The 19445-nt window shown below is 37.1% G+C and carries 22 protein-coding genes; 6 read left to right on the top strand and 16 right to left on the bottom strand.

Features of this window, described 5'->3' with window-relative positions:
* Positions 1–21: 21 nt before the first annotated feature.
* Complete coding sequence (locus tag ADM90_RS07560) at positions 22–264, top strand: DUF2626 family protein (RefSeq protein WP_024361272.1); 243 nt, start codon at positions 22–24, stop codon at positions 262–264.
* Between the two features lie 103 nt (positions 265–367).
* On the opposite strand, the gene ADM90_RS07555 is transcribed toward ADM90_RS07560, so the two are convergent.
* From ADM90_RS07555 to ADM90_RS07545, 3 genes are all read right to left on the bottom strand, one after another.
* Positions 368–1018, bottom strand: a complete 651-nt coding sequence (locus ADM90_RS07555) for a YidC/Oxa1 family membrane protein insertase (RefSeq protein WP_053994387.1) — start codon at positions 1016–1018, stop codon at positions 368–370.
* Positions 1019–1048: 30 nt separating this feature from the next.
* Positions 1049–1309: a hypothetical protein gene (locus tag ADM90_RS07550; protein WP_053994386.1), complete on the bottom strand. Its 261-nt coding sequence runs from the start codon at positions 1307–1309 to the stop codon at positions 1049–1051.
* Between the two features lie 65 nt (positions 1310–1374).
* Positions 1375–2019 carry an MBL fold metallo-hydrolase gene (locus ADM90_RS07545; protein ID WP_053994385.1) on the bottom strand — a complete coding sequence of 215 codons (645 nt, stop codon included), beginning with the start codon at positions 2017–2019 and terminating at the stop codon, positions 1375–1377.
* A 169-nt stretch (positions 2020–2188) separates the two neighbouring features.
* Between ADM90_RS07545 and ADM90_RS07540 the strand changes: the two genes are divergently transcribed.
* Positions 2189–2368 (top strand): DUF2759 domain-containing protein, encoded by a 180-nt coding sequence (locus ADM90_RS07540; protein ID WP_053994384.1) that lies wholly within the window; start codon positions 2189–2191, stop codon positions 2366–2368.
* Between the two features lie 169 nt (positions 2369–2537).
* On the opposite strand, the gene ADM90_RS07535 is transcribed toward ADM90_RS07540, so the two are convergent.
* From ADM90_RS07535 to ADM90_RS07510, 6 genes are all read right to left on the bottom strand, one after another.
* Entirely contained in the window at positions 2538–4436 is a 1899-nt protein-coding gene (locus tag ADM90_RS07535) for an LTA synthase family protein (RefSeq protein WP_053994383.1), read from the bottom strand.
* Between the two features lie 464 nt (positions 4437–4900).
* Positions 4901–5110, bottom strand: coding sequence for a YqgQ family protein (locus ADM90_RS07530; protein ID WP_053994382.1), 210 nt, complete (start codon positions 5108–5110; stop codon positions 4901–4903).
* Positions 5103–5696 carry a 5-formyltetrahydrofolate cyclo-ligase gene (locus tag ADM90_RS07525; protein WP_053994381.1) on the bottom strand — a complete coding sequence of 198 codons (594 nt, stop codon included), beginning with the start codon at positions 5694–5696 and terminating at the stop codon, positions 5103–5105. Before ADM90_RS07525 ends, ADM90_RS07530 begins: the two co-directional genes overlap by 8 nt.
* A gap of 109 nt (positions 5697–5805) precedes the next feature.
* Positions 5806–5955, bottom strand: a complete 150-nt coding sequence (gene rpmG / locus ADM90_RS07520; protein WP_008408521.1) for a 50S ribosomal protein L33 — start codon at positions 5953–5955, stop codon at positions 5806–5808.
* 207 nt (positions 5956–6162) lie between these two features.
* Positions 6163–7359: an IS256 family transposase gene (locus ADM90_RS07515; protein WP_053993757.1), complete on the bottom strand. Its 1197-nt coding sequence runs from the start codon at positions 7357–7359 to the stop codon at positions 6163–6165.
* A gap of 367 nt (positions 7360–7726) precedes the next feature.
* Positions 7727–9163 (bottom strand): spore germination protein, encoded by a 1437-nt coding sequence (locus ADM90_RS07510; protein ID WP_053994380.1) that lies wholly within the window; start codon positions 9161–9163, stop codon positions 7727–7729.
* Positions 9164–9420: 257 nt separating this feature from the next.
* Here ADM90_RS07510 and ADM90_RS07505 point away from each other — a divergent pair, with 257 nt between their 5' ends.
* From ADM90_RS07505 to ADM90_RS07495, 3 genes are all read left to right on the top strand, one after another.
* Positions 9421–10554, top strand: a complete 1134-nt coding sequence (locus ADM90_RS07505) for a YibE/F family protein (protein ID WP_053994921.1) — start codon at positions 9421–9423, stop codon at positions 10552–10554.
* A complete protein-coding gene (locus tag ADM90_RS07500; RefSeq protein ID WP_053994379.1) occupies positions 10551–11318 on the top strand; it encodes a YibE/F family protein in 768 nt (255 codons plus the stop codon). The genes ADM90_RS07505 and ADM90_RS07500 overlap by 4 nt, the downstream gene beginning before the upstream one ends.
* Positions 11319–11391: 73 nt before the next feature.
* Complete coding sequence (locus ADM90_RS07495; RefSeq protein WP_053994378.1) at positions 11392–12018, top strand: HAD hydrolase-like protein; 627 nt, start codon at positions 11392–11394, stop codon at positions 12016–12018.
* A gap of 50 nt (positions 12019–12068) precedes the next feature.
* Here the strand turns inward: ADM90_RS07495 and ADM90_RS07490 are convergent, their stop codons facing one another.
* The 5 genes from ADM90_RS07490 to ADM90_RS07470 form a co-directional block, all read right to left on the bottom strand.
* Positions 12069–13040, bottom strand: a complete 972-nt coding sequence (locus tag ADM90_RS07490) for a VanW family protein (RefSeq protein WP_053994377.1) — start codon at positions 13038–13040, stop codon at positions 12069–12071.
* A gap of 112 nt (positions 13041–13152) precedes the next feature.
* Positions 13153–13548, bottom strand: coding sequence for a TPM domain-containing protein (locus tag ADM90_RS07485; protein ID WP_268766620.1), 396 nt, complete (start codon positions 13546–13548; stop codon positions 13153–13155).
* 581 nt (positions 13549–14129) lie between these two features.
* Complete coding sequence (locus tag ADM90_RS07480) at positions 14130–14972, bottom strand: ribonuclease H family protein (RefSeq protein ID WP_053994375.1); 843 nt, start codon at positions 14970–14972, stop codon at positions 14130–14132.
* Positions 14973–15138: 166 nt separating this feature from the next.
* Positions 15139–15747, bottom strand: coding sequence for a CAP domain-containing protein (locus ADM90_RS07475; protein WP_053994374.1), 609 nt, complete (start codon positions 15745–15747; stop codon positions 15139–15141).
* Between the two features lie 231 nt (positions 15748–15978).
* Positions 15979–16608 carry a transmembrane-type terpene cyclase gene (locus tag ADM90_RS07470; RefSeq protein ID WP_016995451.1) on the bottom strand — a complete coding sequence of 210 codons (630 nt, stop codon included), beginning with the start codon at positions 16606–16608 and terminating at the stop codon, positions 15979–15981.
* A 158-nt stretch (positions 16609–16766) separates the two neighbouring features.
* On the opposite strand from ADM90_RS07470, the gene pgeF reads away from it, so the two are divergent.
* Entirely contained in the window at positions 16767–17528 is a 762-nt protein-coding gene (gene pgeF / locus ADM90_RS07465) for a peptidoglycan editing factor PgeF (RefSeq protein WP_053994373.1), read from the top strand.
* A gap of 65 nt (positions 17529–17593) precedes the next feature.
* On the opposite strand, the gene ADM90_RS07460 is transcribed toward pgeF, so the two are convergent.
* Positions 17594–17803, bottom strand: coding sequence for a hypothetical protein (locus ADM90_RS07460; RefSeq protein ID WP_053994372.1), 210 nt, complete (start codon positions 17801–17803; stop codon positions 17594–17596).
* Between the two features lie 35 nt (positions 17804–17838).
* Entirely contained in the window at positions 17839–19338 is a 1500-nt protein-coding gene (locus ADM90_RS07455; RefSeq protein WP_053994371.1) for an NCS1 family transporter, read from the bottom strand.
* Positions 19339–19445 lie beyond the last annotated feature (107 nt).

Genomic DNA, 19445 nt, shown 5'->3' with positions numbered 1-19445 from the left:
GCAAAAGGAGGGGAAATCTTCATGGATAATATGTATAAAGTTATGGCTTTCTGGACAGGTATTTTTGCCGTTATGTTCTACCTTGGTGGTATGAACGAGGTATCGCTATTATTCGTAGGTAATACAGGTTTATTCTTATTATTAGGCTTCTTAAACCTTTCAGAACGTATGTACATGTACATTTTCGGAGCATATTTAACTGTATTCTTCGCTGGCTTCACATACTATACAACATTCATTCACGTACCTGGTGGCGGTCATTAATCAAAAAATTGCGTGTCTCATGTTCAATATGAGGCACGCTTTTTTGTTGCTCACTTTTCAGAAGCATAATAAAATCCCCCTTCAGGCGAGGGGGATTGATAATTTAAGAAGTTAGCTTAGGTTTATATTGATGAAAGACAATGGTTTGGACAATCATCCATATAGAGGATACCGTCCAGTAAAACGAGATGGCTGATGGCATAAATAATGATGAAAATACAATCATCACCGGCATGATCCACATCATCATTGCCATTTGTGGTTGACTATTTTCTGCTAGTTTAAACGATAAATACATGTGAACCATCATCGCTAAACCTGCAATAATGGCCATAAAGATATCTGTAGAGCCGAGGTTAAACCATAATAAGCTCTCATGCATAATCGCATTGTTTTTAGAAATGGTCAAATACAAGCCCGTTAGAATCGGAATTTGTATAAGCGCTGTTAGACAGCCCGTTTTCATCCCTGAAAAGTTCTCCATCATTATTTGCGATATTTGCAGTTGATACGCTTTCCGTTCTTCGTCTGTTGTCGCTTGGTTTAACTTTGATTGTAATGCAGCTAATTGCTCCTTATTCCCTTGAGTAGTTTGCGTAACCACTTGTTGAGATTTATAAGACTTGAAATTTGGATACATGAGAATTAAACGGATAAGCACTGTAAGCAGTACAATTGCCAAAATATAGCTTCCTGTAAAATGAAAAAATACCTCTAATAAATTTGTCAATGGTTGTGTTAATTGTTCAAGCATGAATGCGTATCTCCCTTTTTATAATTAATCTTATAAAAGGGCCGCTAATTCCTCATCATTATCGGATTTACTGTAAATTACTTTTCTCAGCCATTTATTTAGTGCGATATGCGATAAATAAATCTTTGTTTCAAAATTTATATTGACTGTTAAATCCATCGTTACATCAAAATTCGTGTCAAAAACAGAAATTTTATCAAATATAGTATAAATGTATACTTTAATAAATGGACTATGTTGAATTAAATAATTCACATCAGTAATCAGCGATAATAGTAAAATTAATTCCATTTACATCACCTATTTATATTCTAGCATAAATAAATGAAATTGTTTAATTTTTCTACCAATACTCACTAAAAACCATTTAAAAATGGGTTGCTTTCCATTTCTACGCCAACCGTTGTATAGCTGCCATGCCCAGGATAAACAATAGTATCCTCTGGTAGCGTTAGTAATTTCTCATGAATAGAGGTTAATAATACTTTAGTGGAGCCACCTAATAAATCTGTACGCCCTATTCCCTGCTCAAATAATGTATCTCCTACAATCGCAAAGCCATCGTTCTCAAAGATATAGGAAATACTGCCCGGCGAATGGCCTGGCGTAAAAATCGCTTTAAAACTAAAATTGCTTATTTCAAATGATTGTTCCTCTTTAATGATATTTTCTTCGGCTGGTGGAGCAACAATATAATCGGGTAATGCCACATATTTACTGGAGCCATTTTTGGCGGGATCCCCAAGCCAGCTTACTTCCTTCTCATGAATCCATACAGGCACCTGAAAAGCCTCACGTACCGCTTCCACAGCACCTATATGGTCAAAGTGTGCATGTGTTAAAAAGATCGATAATGGCTTTAAACCATTGCTACGAATCATTTTCATCAAACGTTCTGCTTCCTCACCTGGATCAAATATAAGACATTCCTTCTCTTTATTCGATACGATATAGCAATTTGTTTGGACTGGCCCAAGCGCATAGCTTCGTACATTCATCATCGTGATCACCTCAATATTTTATTATACAGGCTTTGCCACAATTTGACGATAAATGTTCATAGTTTACGCTATTTTAGTTCTCGACAAAAACAAATAGAACGTTTACAATTAAGGAGGAATATTGTTTGCGACATTCATTTTCTGATGTCGAAAGGAGTGTCTATTTTTTATGAACTTATTAATGGTTATTTTTGGTCTAGTAGCGATTTTAGCTGTAGTTGGTACATTCCAAGCAATTAAAGAAAAGAACCTATTAAGCGTTGTTTTCAACTTATTAAGTGCTGCCGTATTCGGTTGGTTTGTCATCATGACAATCATTCATAGCGGTTACCCACCAAAATTACACTAAAATTTAGACAGAAAAAGAGCGATCTCTTAATTTAGAGATGGCTCTTTTTTCTTGGGCTTTCACCCAAAGAAAAAACCAAACGATTGTGTGAAACGCCCATTAAAAGTGTTTCCCAATTGTTTGGTTTTTCTTGATGATTCGGCCTCTTGGAGTGGACGAATCGCTTTAATTATTTAACGGAATCTTGCTTTAAATTACCTGTCTTTTCATCATAGAAGCGCAGCAGGTCACCATTAATAATGGCATCCGAGTTTTCTAGCTCTGTTGTAGCACGATCAGCATATGGCTGACATGCCTCGCCGTCTTCTATTTCTTCCCCAGTCGCTTTGTCATAGCAAACTTCACCCGCATAGACGTATTTATCAGTGATAAAGCGTCCATCACGGAATACAACAAAGTCCTCATGTTCTGGAGAGAACAAGTCTGCGCCCATTTGCATATCCTTTGATGTTTCAATACCAAGAAGATGTAAAATCGTTGGGCGTAAGTCCATTTGTCCAGATACCTCTGTCATTTCCTGACCATCACCAGCTCCTGGAATATGGATAAATAAAGGTACTTCTTGTAGCTCTGCATTATCAAATGGTGTGATTTGATCTTTCTCTAAATATTGTGCCATCGCTTTATTATGGTTTTCAGAAATACCATAATGGTCGCCATACATCACAATAATCGAATTCTCATAAACACCTTGATCCTTTAACGCTTGGAAGAAATCTTTTAATGCTTCATCCATATAACGTACTGTTTGGAAATAACGATTTAATGTACCTGAGTTTGAATCATATTCAGGAATCATAATATCCTCAGGGTCCAGTGTAAATGGATAATGGTTCGTTAATGTAATCAATCTCGAATAGAATGGCTGTGGCATCTCCTTCATTAAAGCCGCTGATTGCTCTAAGAATGGAGTATCTTTCATACCCCAGTTAACAGCTTGCCCTTCTTCCACTGTATATGAATCTATATCATAAAACTTATTAATCTTTAGTGATTGATACATCATGTCACGGTTCCAGAATGATTTATTATTTGGGTGCATGACATTTGTAAAGTAACCATTTTCTCCAAGGCGTTCAGCCATTGAATTATACGTATTACCGCCATGTGTAAAGAATACTGCACCACGACCTAAACCAAACAATGAGTTTTCTACAATAAACTCTGAGTCAGATGTTTTTCCTAAGCCTGTTTGGTGATAGAAATTACTAAAATAATACGTATCTTTATCTTTTGTTAAAGAATTTAAGAATGGTGTAACTTCTTGACCATTCATATCATTATTAATGACAAAATTTTGTAATGATTCCATTGAAACAACGATTAAATTACGATCTTTATATTTCCCAAACATCTCTGGGTTGACAGCCGCTTGGTTTGAGCGAATATAGTTATTCACTTCTACAAGCTCACTACCATCCGCTAATGCGCGTTGTGCAGATGATTTCGATTGAATATAAATATCATACAAATGATAGTTGTACGTCCCAATGTTTTTTACTAATAATTCGCGGTCAAAACTACGTGTTAAAAGTTGTGGACGCTCTGTTTCTGCTAATCCTAAGTTTAAGAATGACATCGCAACCGCTAATACAAAGAATGCACGACGGAATTCAACATTGATTTTGAATGTTTCTTTCATTCTTGGTAAAAACTTATTCGCTAAAATTAAAATAAGTACATCCACGAAATATAATACATCCCAAGGCTCCACAATCGCTGCTACTGACGTTCCTAAGTCACTAAAGTTACTTGTTTGGAACAATACTGGTAGCGTAATAAAGTCATTGTAGAATCGGTAGAACGCAACATTTCCGTATAATACAATGGACAAAATAATGCTGACCGTAATTAAGTAACGATTTCTGGCTTTTACTGATTTAAAGAATAATGACAAACCATACGTAAATAGCAAGAAGCTTAATGGATTAATAAATAAAATAAATTGCTGCATGGCATTTTCAATTTTCATCTCAAAGCTTGTGTGATACACAATGACCGTTTTAATCCATGTTGTTATAATTGCTAGTATCATAAATGAATGTTTAGGCCACTTTATTGATTTCATTCCTAACATCCTCCCTATTTCCTTACTCATAATGAGCAAATTCTAAAATAATTATTTCTATTTTGGTTACACTAAACGAACTTTTCACTTTCTACAGACTTAGCTCTAACTCAAGCTTTTCTTATCGGAGTCTGACATCACTGTTACAAGCTCTTGTTTATCACAACGAAATATTTGTAATCATTTTTACTCATTGAGAGTTCCTTACAAAAAATAATTTTACATTTTGTTACTGAAACAAAATATATCTTAATCCTTTTTTTACAGATTCGCAACATATATCTTTTGGAATTTATTTCTCCACGCTCTGCTATGCGCCAGATATCTATATATACGTTTTACAATGTAAAAAGTTTCTTAAAAACATAAAAACAGCGGAAATCCACTGTCTTTAGAATATTACATACATATTACATCTATATTACTTCCTCTTTACACTACCCAATTTTATTTTCTTTCAAACATTACTTTTGTTGCGCTTCTATATGAAGTCTTGTCGCTTCCTGTCGAATGAGCAATAATGCCATTTGGTAATCTTTGATATCTAGGACATTCGCTTTATAGAGCTCACGTATTTCGTCCTCCATTAACACCAAATCGCCAATCGGATCGCGTGTATAAATATAAGTGCCATATGTTTTCAAAAGTTCATAAATATCTAACATTTTATCCATTTTCTTTCGCTCCTCGTTGTAGTTGACAATCAATGCGCTTTGTTGGTGTGACAATGATATCTACTGGGCAATCATGTGCTTCAGTAGGAACATGATGAACAATCTGCTCGTCAAATAGCAAAGAGATCAATTTTCCTTTTTTATAGTTTAATACATAGCGATCATAATAACCACCACCATAGCCAATTCGATAACCAGCCTCGTCAAAAACAACACCTGGTACAAGGATGACATCCATGTCATTTGCGTCAACAAATTCACATCTTTCAGGAATAGGCTCACGCAAATGCATATATACAGTTTCAAGCTGGGCAAACGATTCAATGGCATAAAATGACATTTCTCTTGTTTTCGGGTTACATTTTGGCACAGCAACCTTTTTGCCAAGCTGCCAAAGTTCTTCAATAAAAGAGATTGTGTCGACTTCTGGTTTATGTGAAATGGTTATACCGATTGTCTTTGCTTCTATTATATATGGCTCCTGTAGCACTTTTTTTACTATAGCTAATGATTGATGACAGTAGGCTTCCTCACTCATGGCTGCAAGCGCTTGTCGTACCTTGTTTCGTAATGTTGTTTTATCCATGTGGGCCAACCTCCCTTAAAGGCGAATTGTCTACAAACGAGCGCCTTTAAACATTATACGATAAAATGTAGAAAGCCAAAACCACTTGTGGTTTTGGCTTAATGAGCAATTACTTTGTTTCACGGTGAAGAGTATATTTCTTCTCACGAGAGCAATATTTTTTAAGTTCAAGACGCTCCGGATTGTTGCGTTTGTTCTTTTTAGAAATGTAGTTACGTTCGCCACAATCTGTGCAAGCTAAAGTAATGTTTACGCGCATCATTAACCCTCCCACTCTATATCAAGAATTAAAATTTGAGCATGATTTATGGTACTGTCAATATTTTTGTGTAAATGACGATTCACCCGTTCAAGGGAACTCATCACCTGTGTATTCAATTGTACTTGTTCGAAGTGTTGATTTGAGTGTGTAGGAAAGGGCTAGCCCTTTCCTACACACTCAAATTTCGCGCTGGCGCGTCCCGGTCTAGTTTGCCGGTTCGTGCAGCTGCTCAAACATTTCTTCTAGCTTTGCACGGGCCTGATTGAAGCCGATGTGGCAGCGTGTGGCGAAACGTTGATTATAGTCTTCGAACTGCGTCACTAAAAAGCGCTCCAACGATTCTTCGTTCGGGAACTGTTCCTTGCGCTTTGTATATTTTTTGATTTGCTTATTGAACGACTCGATTAAATTCGTCGAGTAGATGCTTCGCCAAATCGCCTTGGGAAAGCCGTAAAACGTCAGTAAATACGGGTTTTCGAGTAAGCCTTGTGCGACTTTTTTATACGATTTGCCCCATTTTTCGCAGAACGTCTCGAGCGCTTTTTTCGCTGCTTCAGCGTTCTTTGCCTGGTGAATCGTTTTAAAATCCTCGCACACTTCCTTGCGATCTTCTACTCGGACTTTATGCATGATATTGCGTGCCACATGGACAAGGCACACCTGATATTTTGCCTTTGGAAACACATTAAACACAGCGTCTGCCATGCCTTTTAAGCCGTCTGATACGAATAAAAGTACGTCTTCTACACCACGGTCTTTGAGCTCTTGTAGTAGCTCCTGCCAGTTGTAGGCCGATTCTGTTGGGGCAATCGTATAGCCAAGCACTTCTTTAGAGCCGTCTTCACGAATACCAACTGCAATATAGACGGCCTCTTTTGACACCGTATCACGACGCACGGCAATATACGTCGCGTCTAAATACACGCATACGTAACGATTGTGCAAAGGACGGTTATTAAAGGCTTCTACCGTTTCTGAAACAGCCTTTGTCATATTCGAAATCGTTTGCGGCGTATAGTGATGCCCATACATTTTCTCAATTAATTGCGCAATTTCCGCCATCGTAATGCCTTTTTTGAACAAGTGAATGACCGTTTCTTCCAGCGTATCGTTCGAGCGCTTATATGGTACCACTGTCTGTTGTTTAAACTCACCGTTGCGATCCCGCGGGATTTGAAGCGTTAAATCGCCGTACTCCGTGTGAAGTGTACGCGAATAAGACCCATTGCGAGAATTGCCTGAGTTGAACCCGATACGATCGTATTTTTCGTAATCCAAAAATTCCGTCAGCTCTGTCGCCAGTAGCGAGTTGATCGCCATTTCCAAGTGCGAACGAAAAACCTCGGTAATATCTTGTTTTTTGACTAGTGCATCGACAATTTCTGTTGTAAACTGATTCATAGGGAAGACCTCTTTTCTAGGATTGGTTGTGGTGACTTAATTCTACCAAGAAAGGGTCTTCCTTTTTCTATGGAATTTTCTATTTACACAAAATATTTTATACTCTCCTTGTCGTCTAGCCTACCTAAATTAAATGATAAAATCAATTTTTATTTTATAAAATACTAAAATTATCGTTGTAATCTAGCTTAATTGCCACGTATATGGATAAAAGTAAATATTCAAATAATTTTTTATCCCATTCAAGTAGAATAGCTTTTTCTGTAGGGAGCCTATATGAAAAAACTAGCAATATAGATGTTTTATAATAAAAATAATTTATCATCATAATCGTTATAAAAGGATCAGGTTGAATGCTACCTAATCCTTATTTTTTGTTAGCCGTGCGTGTTCTATCGTGTGGTTTTAGAAAGGCTGGTCGTCTGCCATAGCCTTTTGGTGTTAAACGTAATAATGTCTTTTTAATATTGCCTTTTTCAAAATTTGCACCAAAGTTAATATAAGGCATACCTAGAACATGTATATTGACTGTGTACAATAAGATGAAAAATATGGAGACAAAAAACCCAAATAACCCAAAAAAAGCAGCGGCAATAATAATAATTAATCGGAAAATACTCATCGCTGTTACAAAGGATTGATTGACAAGTGTAAAAGCGGCAATGCTTGAGATCGCAATAACTACAATCATGGAAGGACTTGTAACCCCAGCTTTAATAGCAGCATCCCCAATAATTAATCCTCCCACTACGCTGATAGAGTCGCTCACTGCGCTTGGTAGGCGTAAGTTGGCTTCTCGAAATAACTCAAACATAAAGAGCATCATTAAGATTTCAAGTATTGTTGGGAAGGGGAGTCCTGTTCGCGATTCTACAATGGTTGCCAGCAGTATGAATGGGAGCTGTTCTTGGTGGTATGTTGTCAGTGCGAGCCAAAAGCCTGGTAATAGCATACTAATTAATATCCCTACAATTCGCAGCAAGCGTTCCATAGAGCTGACGAGAATCGGATATTCATTATCCTCTCCTGATTTAAAAAGTAGCATAATATTTGCAGGAATAATAATAGCATAGGAAACACCATCAATCATGATGAGTATTCTTCCCCTAATTATAGCCTGCAGAGCAAAATCAGGTCTTCCCGTGTAATCATGCTTAGGTAAGATTTTTGCACCCTTCTCCACCGTTTCCATCAGCAAATCACCATTAATGACAATATCTGTATCTACCTTTTGTAATTGTAATTTTATGCGCTCCAACATATTTACATTCACAATATCATCCATATAAAGGATTGCTACAGTTGTTTTTGAACGTTTCCCAATTTCTAAAGTGTCCACACTAAATGAATTCGTTGGTAATCGTTTTCTTAATAAAGCAATATTAATAAAAACATCCTCAATAAAGTCATCTCGCGGTCCTTTCACCACAAGCTCAAGGGTTGTTTCTCCAGGCTCACGATTGGGTCTTTGAGAAATATCGCTGGCATAAAGCAAGTCAGCTTCCTCAATATACAATAGGACATAGCCTTTATAAACTTTTGTAATAGCATCCTCTTTTGTTAAAACTCTTTGTAAGTAAGGGATGTGTAAATACTGTTCAATTTGTTCCTGTAATACCTTATCAGTGCTATTATTTAATAAGGATTGCACCCGTTGAACAACAACTGCCTGAAGTAGGTGCTCATTGATCATTGCATCACAAGTTATAAAATGTACGGTATATTGCTGAAATTGATACTGTTGGAATTGTACATCAGCAGAGCGTTGAAATAGTGATTTCAATATTTTTAAATTAAGTTCCATGGATGAAATACTTCTCATCTCCTACTGAGCCAGCTCAAGATTAGTACATTTATAAAATTTATAAATACACTTACGCATATTTTCTCCATGACGATGAAAAATATTCAGGAAAACAGAGGTTGCTCCTGTTCAACTTTTTGGAAAATACTATTCACCCGTTTAACTAGGCTATCCATCGCTTTCACGTTTTTATCAATCAATTGAAGGAACCTCCGCTTTACTCAATCGTTTCTTTACAAGTAACTTGTCCTATGGAGATGATCTATTTGCGATTTTTCAAAAAAGCAACATATAAACAAGGGATTTTTTATTTCTTATTAGCACTTTGCTGTATTATTTCAATTGTTGTCGTGCATCACAATGAACAATTTTATGATCGGCCAATTGCTGAAATTATCAAAGCTGAAGTGGCAGAATCAGAGCCTCTCACAGATATGTATGAGAATGAGGATTATTTATTTACACAGAAGATTATAGCTGTGCTAAAAAATGGTCAGGCTCAGGGTCAACGCATTCACTTGACCAATGAATATTCTTTATCAGGTGCTTTTGACCAACAATACCATGTGGGCAATAAAATTTTTGTTGCCATCAATGAACAAACAATACAAAGTGATGTAACAGGCACAATTATCGATGTAAAACGAGATCAAACCATTGTCATTATCGCTTGGATTTTTATTTTTGCATTACTGATTATCGGTAGAAGACAAGGCTTATTTGCCATTATTAGTTTAGGGATCAATGTACTGGTTTTATCATTTGCTTTGGACCTTTACGTCAAGCATGGTAACATCAGTTTATTACTGATTAGTGGGGCTTGTGCGATTTTATTTACCATTATTTCATTGCTGCTTATTAGTGGATTGAAGACAAAAACATATGCGGCTATCGTTTCCACACTGCTTGGCACAATCATTGCTCTTCTTATTAGCTCACTAGTAATGTGGTTAACAGGGGAAAATGATCTTCGGTATGAGGAAATGCAATTTTTAACACGTCCTTATCGTACAATTTTTATGGCGGGATTATTTATTGGCTCACTTGGCGCAGTGATGGATGTATCCATTACAATGGCATCCTCCATTTTTGCTTTATATGAGCAGGACCCTTCAATTTCCATACAAGCGCTAAAAGCCTCAGGTCAGGAAATCGGAAAAGATATCATGGGTACAATTACAAGTATTTTATTTTTTGCTTATCTTTGTGGCTCCATCCCAATGGTCATTCTCTATTTAAAAAACTCTTATACATTAGGACTGACACTTTCCTTAAATCTTTCATTAGAATTAGCTCGTGCTTTAGCTGGTGGTATTGGAGTTGTTTTAACGATTCCGATTAGCCAGTATATTGCTCTATTTTTCATTACTCGAAAGAAGGTTGAAGGATGAATGTTATCGTTTTATTAGCAATTATTTTATGTCTATTAATGGTAGTCGTTGGTGGTAGGCAAGGATTCCGCTCCTTCTTATCATTATTTTTAAATTTTGGGGTCCTCTTTATCACCATCTTTTTAATGACAAACCCAAAGAATAGCCCTATCATCCTAACATTTATTGCCTGCACCATTATTAGCTGGATTAGCTTATTTTATATTAATCAAACAAACAGTAAAACCATTACAGCATTTATGGCCACAATGGTTACAATAGTCGTTTTACTGCTTTTTATTACCTTTGTTACGAAAAAAACAATGATTCAAGGCTTTAGCGAGGAATCTACGGAAGAAATCAGTATTTTTTCCCTGTATATCGGGGTCAATTTTGCTCAAATTGGTGCATCCGTTATTATTATGAGCACAATTGGGGCGATTATGGATGTGGCCATTTCTATTGCTTCTTCTATGCATGAAATTTTTTATCGCAATCCTTCAATTAGCAGAAAAGCCCTATTTACATCTGGGCTGGGCATTGGAAGAGATATTTTAGGGACGGATACCAATACGCTATTTTTTGCTTTCTTTGGTGGCTATTTAAGCTTATTAATCTGGTTTAAGGACCTTTCCTATTCGCTTGGTGAAATCGTTAATTCCAAAGTATTTAGTGCAGAAATTATGACAATTTTCTGCGCAGGTATTGGAATTGCATTGATCATCCCTATTGCTTCCTTTATCAATGCCTATTATTTAGTAAGAACACGTGAAAAAACCTTATAAAACCGCCTATATCATGTAGCCTTTACGTGCATAAACCATTCATACAACTAGATGAAAAAGGGGTATGCTTGCTATGAAGCCTATTATTGTTGATTTTGATGGAACACTGGTAGATTCCACAGCTGCTCTTGTAGCAGCGTGGAATACTATTGCACAAAAACACCAATGGAAAGACATTAGCTTAAAGGATATCGAGGCATTGAAAAAATTATCACTTATGGAGCGCAGCAAATTATTGAATTTACCCATCTACAAAGTGCCGCTCGTTTTACCGCAATTTTATCAATTATATCGTCAAGCATTACAGGATATTCGCCCTTTTAAAGGCATGAAGAAAGTGCTGCTGGAGCTGCATAAAAGAGGCTTTAAAATCATGATTATTTCTTCTCATGCAAAGGATACCATTTTAGCCTTTCTGAAACTGAATGACATTCATTGTGTAGCAGAGGTTTTATGTTCAAACCCTATTGCAGGGAAGGATAAAGCGATAGAAAAATTTATAAAAAAATCTACTATTCCAGCAGATGAGATGCTATATATTGGCGATGAATACAGGGATAGTATTGCCTGCAAAAAGGTGAGTGTGCCAATTATTTGGGTGGGATGGGGATATGAGGCTAATGAAGCGATACAACACTCGAAACCTGACTACCAAGCGGCAGCACCACAGGACATTATAAAAATTATAGATAGCCTGTAGGGACCTAAGTGTGGCTGTAACGAATGAATTTTTTTATTCTTTAGCTATCTTTAAAATGTCTCGTCCTTCATGATGCCCAAATATTTTTCTGCCGTTCTTATTTCAATTGTTAGAGAATCTTCTTCATAAATGGCTTTTATTAAAAAAGGTGCACCACTAGTATTTTGGAATCGAAAATCCAAACTATCGTAGGAAACTGTTGCATCTCTGCCTTGAGGCACATAGCCAATATCTAATGAATGATGATGACGCTCTACAAATTTGACTGGAATTTGATCTACTGCATTAAACAAAGTGGAGGACGTTTGGCAAATCCCCCCACCAATACCCATCACTATTTTTTTATTGATAATTTCGGGTGCAGGTTGATAACCATTCGCCTCATCTCTTGGCCCCACAATATGATTAAAGGAAAAATAATCACCACTACCAACGATCACATTGTCAATCGCCTTGGCAGAAAGCTCAATGTTTTTATTTCTCCCTACATCTGCATGATTAAAATAAGTCGTATAAGTCGCCACAACAACATCCTCTAAATAAGGAATATCTTCAAGCGAGTAACTGCTTTTGGTAATCAAAATTGGCATTTCCACTTGTCCACCTGTTGCAGAAACCGCTAGTATGCTTTCCACTAATTCACGCTCTTTTAAAATTATGTGGGATCTACCCTTGATAATTTTCCCCTGATCATCCAATTTATCAAGCACCATATGCTGATCATAGCCAGCTATGGTGGTCGTTCCCCTCGCTAAGTCTCTCGCTATTTGTTCAAGCAGCTTTTGATAGGCTTGCCTATCTGTATCATAGCCAAATGCTTGTGGTGAAATAGTATCAATGATTGTATTTGTAGTCGGATCAACGACTTCTACAACAGGATTGGTCGGTTGTGTGGGCTCATAGCTAACAGGCTCTTCTAGGTGTTGACGCTCAGGCGTTTTAGGATTTGCTGATTTTTCCTGACACCCTAGTAATCCAACTGTACAAATCATACAAGCGATAGCCATCCACTTCTTTTTCAAATGATCGCACCTACCTTTATCGTTTTACTAAAGAAACATCTTATTCGACTATTGCTAATAGTGTGTTACTTTTTATGTATTTTTATTTAAACACTCGCCAAGGAGATAGTAGTTAATTTATGATCCTCCTCGCTTGAATAGTAGCAGGCGTTGTGTCACGCTTTGATTTTCTCCCTTCGTCAACAAGTCCATAATAAAGAGTAAAAGAACTGACGGATGGCAAAAGTAAAAATCCTAGCCAATCTGTCCTATCCCAATTTTTTGCCTTGGATGTATCAGAGAGGATGTATTCACTTTTTATCGTTTGAAGTAATACCTCAAATGTATTCATTCTAGTCTGATTTGCCTTTCCTTCTTGTAGCACTGGAATTGTATAGTCATCGAGAATCTGCCCTGCTTGTTCATCTGCTATGGCTTCTTGCAGACCATCACTAACTTTAATAGGGGCTTTTCTGTCTTCCATTGCTAAAACTAATAGCATGCCCGTATTCTTTCCTCTGCTGCCTATACCATATTACTGAAAAGCCTTATGCGCAAATTCCGCAATGGTTGGAATGGTTCATACAGCGATTTAAGCCGATGTTTCTTCTTCCAAATTTATGGCTACTTGATAAGTTGTCTCACCCCTTTATTCGTAGGAATATTCTAAAAATTTAGCGCATAACTATCACCAATCAAGGTTGAGGTAATGGTCGCATAGAGTCTTATTTACCCAGTAGACAATAGGATGATGCAAAAAATAAAATGAAGGAAAGTTTTGATATCCTCTCCTATATTTATATCTATAGTAGGTGCCTACATATATTAAAAAGTCAATTAACCCTTGATTTTTTGTTTCTAACGTTTCACTTTCCTATAAAGAAACGATGCGTCCAAACTTTTTCGAACGCATCAGGGGAGCCTACTCCTTTTTTCCATATATTAGAGACTTTCTTAGTGGGAGACGTTTAAATACCCAGTGAACAGGGTGTTTAACAAGCATTTATTCCATCATCTATAGCAGTGGGCATTCTCTTTTACTTTCGATATAAAACCATTTGCTGAAGTAAGATAGCGCTATCTCTAACGCATATTAAGTTTAGGATACTTTTAGAGGATTAATTGTGTTAATTGATGTGCTTCTGCATGAAGTGCTTTATTACCATGCCGTACATGTAGAAAATAAATATCCATTACAGCTTTGAAACGGTGGACCATTTCTTGGTAAATTTTCAATGCAGTATGTGAGGAATCTTTATAGCAATGATGCAAAATACCTTCAAAGTCATACACAATACACACTTGTTGTAGTCTATTCGCAAACGCCCATTCCAATGCACGCAAGCATGCCATTAATTCGGCACCCACATTTTGTAAATCATTAAAATGCTCATCGTAAACATAACCAAAATCTCGATAAATAGGCTCACTATTATGCGTAGAATAGACAATAATGCCATATGTACCTTTATCTTTTTTAAAGCTACCGTCAATATAAATAACCATTTGTTCCGCTCTATTCTGGTGCTCTTGTTCTACAGTTGTTATCTTTGCAGGAGCTATGACTGCTTTTTGTGTCTTTTTCTTCTTTTGCTGTTTGGCAAATGCCTCCAGCCACTTTTGGGCCTGCTGCTCATTCACACATTTTTTTCCACGCATTCCCTTCTTACCAAACACCTTGTCTATAAATTCCTCTTTCGTATAAACAATACCCGTAAAAACTGGACCATATATCGCATATGCACAAGCATTATTTGACGCTGAAGGTTGTTGCTGTTCCTTTGGTGAAACAAAGTTCTCTACCCAATCAAGTGCCTCCTGCTCTAATGTAAACTTCTTACCGTACATCCCTTTCTTCCCAGTAACATAGGCTTTAAATTCTTTGTGAGAGTCGACAACTCCCTTGAACGCTGGACCCCAAATACCATAATAAACACTTTTCTTCTTTGCCACTCCAACACCGCTTTCTGTCTTGTTACTATAAGGTTTATTATAGCATCATATAATCCTACTAGGACGCGTTTGCTAACAAGAAATTCCCCCTTCACTGAATTTTGATCCAAACAAAAAGAACTGTCCCTCTCTTAGTCATCACTAAGTTCAGGACAGTTCTGTGTGGTTATTTTTTCATAAACATTTGTGTCCAGTAGTTGCCATCTTCTACATGCCCTACACCGATATGTGTGTAGCTTTTGTTAAGGATATTGGCGCGATGTCCCTCACTATTCATCCAAGCCGTTACTACTTCCTGTGCTGAACGTTGACCTTTTGCGATATTTTCACCAGCAGATTTATACGTAATACCGAAGCTTTTCATCATTGTAAAAGGTGTACCATATGTTGGGCTTGTATGGTCAAAGTAATTTTTATCGTGCATATCTTGGGATTTGTATTTGGCTACTCTCGATAGCTCCCAATCCTCTTGTAATGCTGAAAGACCTGCCTTTGCGCGCTCCACATTCACAAGTTTAATAACCTCCTGCTCAACACTTGCCTGTTCCTTTACAGGGATATGAATGTTTTGCCCTGGTTCGATTTGATTTGGGTTAGCAAGCTGAGGATTCGCCTCAATAAGCTCTTGAACACCCGTTTCTGTTTTCAAAGCTATTTTCCAAAGCGTGTCACCCGATGTCACTGTATAGGATTCGGCTGCCATTGCCGCAACGGGTACTAATAATGAAGTTGCTACTACTGAAGCTAGTGCTGCTTTTTTTATTTTTTTAAACATATTCATCATCCTTCCTATTTGCTCTACCATTATCGTAAATAGTTTCAGAGCCATAATCATCACAAAATATTTGGAAGGATTTTTACAATTGTATGACAAGCTCGCCATATGTTTGGTTCAAGCCCTTTATCTCGCTATTCTTTACCATTCGGCTTGTCATCAAGTTGCAATATGTTTGTAATTGGCATACATTACTAATAGATTCAGTGATCAATAGCTGCACAATATATCTTATTTTGCTAATTGCTTACGCTGTAATCGATAAATTAAGAGAATATAGAGCCAATCATAAAAGAGCGTTGCTACAGAAATAATGGTAATTAATGGTGTGCGGAAGTATAGATAAAAGCCAACTGCTGCAAATAATGTACCCACCATCTTACAAACTGCTATCCCCATGGATTGACCAGCTAAATTCCCTCTTTGCAAGAGTAAAGCAATAAATAGTCCTGACATCATAAGATTTTGAAAGAATGCTACGTACTTTCCTTCGAAATCTTGAAATTCATAGACTATACCTAAAATGATCAGCATGCTAAAGATTAACGTGATTAAAAAAGAGAAATACAATAGCTTTTTTGATAGCATCTTTCGATATTCATTTGGAGCATAACGTAAAAATTGCATCAAAATAAAGACATCCAATACAAACCAAATCAGCGTAATATAACGTTGGAGATCATTTTGCGGGTAGAAAAAGGCAAAGATAAATTCCCATGAAATATTGGCACAAATAGCGACCATAGGCATGCCATAGGTTTTATCTTGCCATCCTTTGTAAATAACAAGTATATATGTAAAAATCCAAAAAAGACCCATTCCTACTTGGCAAATTAATAATATGTCTTGTTCACTCAACATTCACGCTCTCCCCCTCTCTAGCATTCCTTCTACTATATGAGGAAATCGATTCTTTATGTCTAAAAGTTTGATAGACGGGTAAAGGAGTAGCTAAATAGTAAAAAACGGCAACCTATACATTCCACAAGCAATCCTATATAGTAAAACGAGGTGATTAAATGAAAATAAAAATGTATATAGATAATGAGCAATTTATCGCAGGAACTACCTTAAAAGATGAGATGGAGATTGAACACAATAATATGGCTTTGCATAGTTGCCATGATGTTCAAGCTATCATTAACAATCGTCAGCATTTAGCTGCGACATTGAACTGTGATTTACAAAATTTTATTTGTACAGAGCAAACACATAGTGCGAACTTTCATAAAGTCACATTAGCTGATAAAGGACGTGGGGCTGCACATTTGGATACAGCGGTGAAGAATACCGATGCACTTTATACAGTAGAGTCTAATTTACTATTATGTAGCTTTACGGCTGATTGCGTTCCAGTTATTTTTTATAATGCTGCGAATGGACTCGTTGGCGTTATTCATTCAGGTTGGCAAGGAACTGTCAAAGAAATAACACCCAAATTGTTTCAGCATCTGATGAATGAAGAACAGTGTCGTCCAGAAGATTTTCATGTTCAAATTGGTATGGCGCTGAGTCAGCAAAAGTTTGAGGTGGATGCTGATGTCTACGAAAAGTTTCACAGCCTTGGCTATGCAGAGGACTTTATGTATTACAACGCAGCAACCAATAAGTATCATATTGATAATCAACAAACCGTCAAAAAGCAATGTAAGCTTGCTGGCATTCCAGATGAGCACATTCAAATCGATGCAACCTGTACTTTTCTTAGCCCAGATGGCTTCTCCTATCGTCAAGACAAACAGGCAGGTAGACATTTAAGCTTTATTATGCGAAAAGCTTAAAACGTGTTCCATATTAAAACCGCTATTCCAATGTTGTACGCAACAAAAGGAATAGCGGTTTTTCGTTATTGTAATGATGTTTGCTCCTGTAATTTGGCAGCGAAATATTTGCGTGCATCTGCTGTTAAAATTTGCAGCACTGCAACCTCTTCTTGTTGTGCAAATTCCACAAACATTCCGCTTAAATTTTCGTAAACATCGTTAATTTTATAGCCCTTATCTAAATACTGATCTATTTTTTGGATCTCCTCCATGCTTTGCTGGAATTCAGACATATACCATCACCTTTCTTACGTTTAAAATGTCTTGACTAGTCAACGCCTTTCACTTCTAACAGAGGGTCTTGCGGCTCTAACAGTTCATCTTCTGCTGGTAGTTGCTGACCAAATAATTCATCCAAATTATGCCCCGCAGTAATGCCTAAATACTTGGCATCATTTAGCTCCTCTAGCTCAGCCTGCGGATACTTTTTAAACCACCAATACTTTGCTAATAGATAATAAACAAATGCCCCTACAAAGAACCCTACTAATGAAGAATAGGTGGAAAAGATATTAGCGACAGCTCCTCCAATTACCCAGGCGAGTAAGCCAGCGAAATTAAAGCCTTTATAATACTTAAATTGTCCATCTAGTTCATAAAGATCTTTGACATGTACACGGCGTTTACGAATTAAATAATAATCAGCAAATAAAATTCCAACAATCGCTGTTAAAATCCCACCAATAATTAATAACACATTGACCATTACATCAAATAAGCTCCATGGCTGTGCTAAAATACCAATAAGTCCAGCAATAACAACTCCTACCCAAAAAGGTACTTTCGGCCCGCCAATATTTGAGAAGATCGTCGCTGCTGGTACAACATTCGCTGAGGTGTTTGTTGACCACTGCGCCAGCACAATCATTAACAATAAAATTCCTAAAATAAAGCCGCTTGCACTTTGCTGTAAAGCATTGATAGGATCAGCCGATGCAACAGCCATATAGCAAATAGCACCAATTGTTACAATAAAGGTGTTGGTAATGGGCATCACAATTAATGAGCCTACAAGCTGTGTTTTATTACGCTTAAACCAATTGCGCTCATTTTTAGGTGCTTTAAAGAAGCGGGATAATGATGGCATATCTGCTGCCAATGTTGCCCAGAACCCCATATTTGCCATGATCACTATCATAAATGCCGTAAAAGCAGCTAAGCCTGTTGCCGGTGCTTCCATCCATGTCCAAATATTTTTACCTTGTGCTGTTGCTGTGTCAGCAAGCGTGTAATACATCCAGCAAGAAATCAGAATAATAATAGGTGCCGCTAAATCAGCAAAGCGTTCAATCGATTTAATGCCCAGCGATGTATTAAAAAGCTGTAGTGCTGCAAAGACAAGGAAACAGATAAACCAATTATCAAAGTTAAACAATAAATTTAAAATACCATTAATGGCTAATGCGCCAAAATATGTGTTAAGCCCAAACCAACAGGCAGCTGTAACGCCACGCACAAGTGAAGGGATATGCGTACCAAATATACCAAATGGTGCACGCATATAGACAGGGAAAGACAGCCCATGCTCAATCCCTATATCCCCAATTAACGTCATAAAAACACCAATTAAACAAGAGCCTATTAACGTCGCTAATATCACCATTGGCAACGGTAAATGAATAATTGCTGAGCCACCGATAGCAAAAGCAGCTAACACAATCGCCATTCCTATCCAAATCACTGCAAAACCAAATGTTCCAATATTTCTTTGTTGATGTGTCACTGGAAGTAAATCCGGGGATTTTAAATAATTCCCTTCACGTTCCATAAAGTTTCTCTCCTTTTATGCCAATTTCCGTGACAACTTACCTTGAAGCTACGTCTTCCCTCACCCAAAAAGTAAAGGGAAGGTGGAATTTCGATTTTATCCTGCTT

The sequence above is a fragment of the Lysinibacillus macroides genome (assembly GCF_001281525.1).
GTDB classification, from domain to species: domain Bacteria; phylum Bacillota; class Bacilli; order Bacillales_A; family Planococcaceae; genus Lysinibacillus; species Lysinibacillus macroides.
Note: the sequence above shows the minus strand (reverse complement) of the source record. Positions and strands in the feature narration are given on the sequence as shown.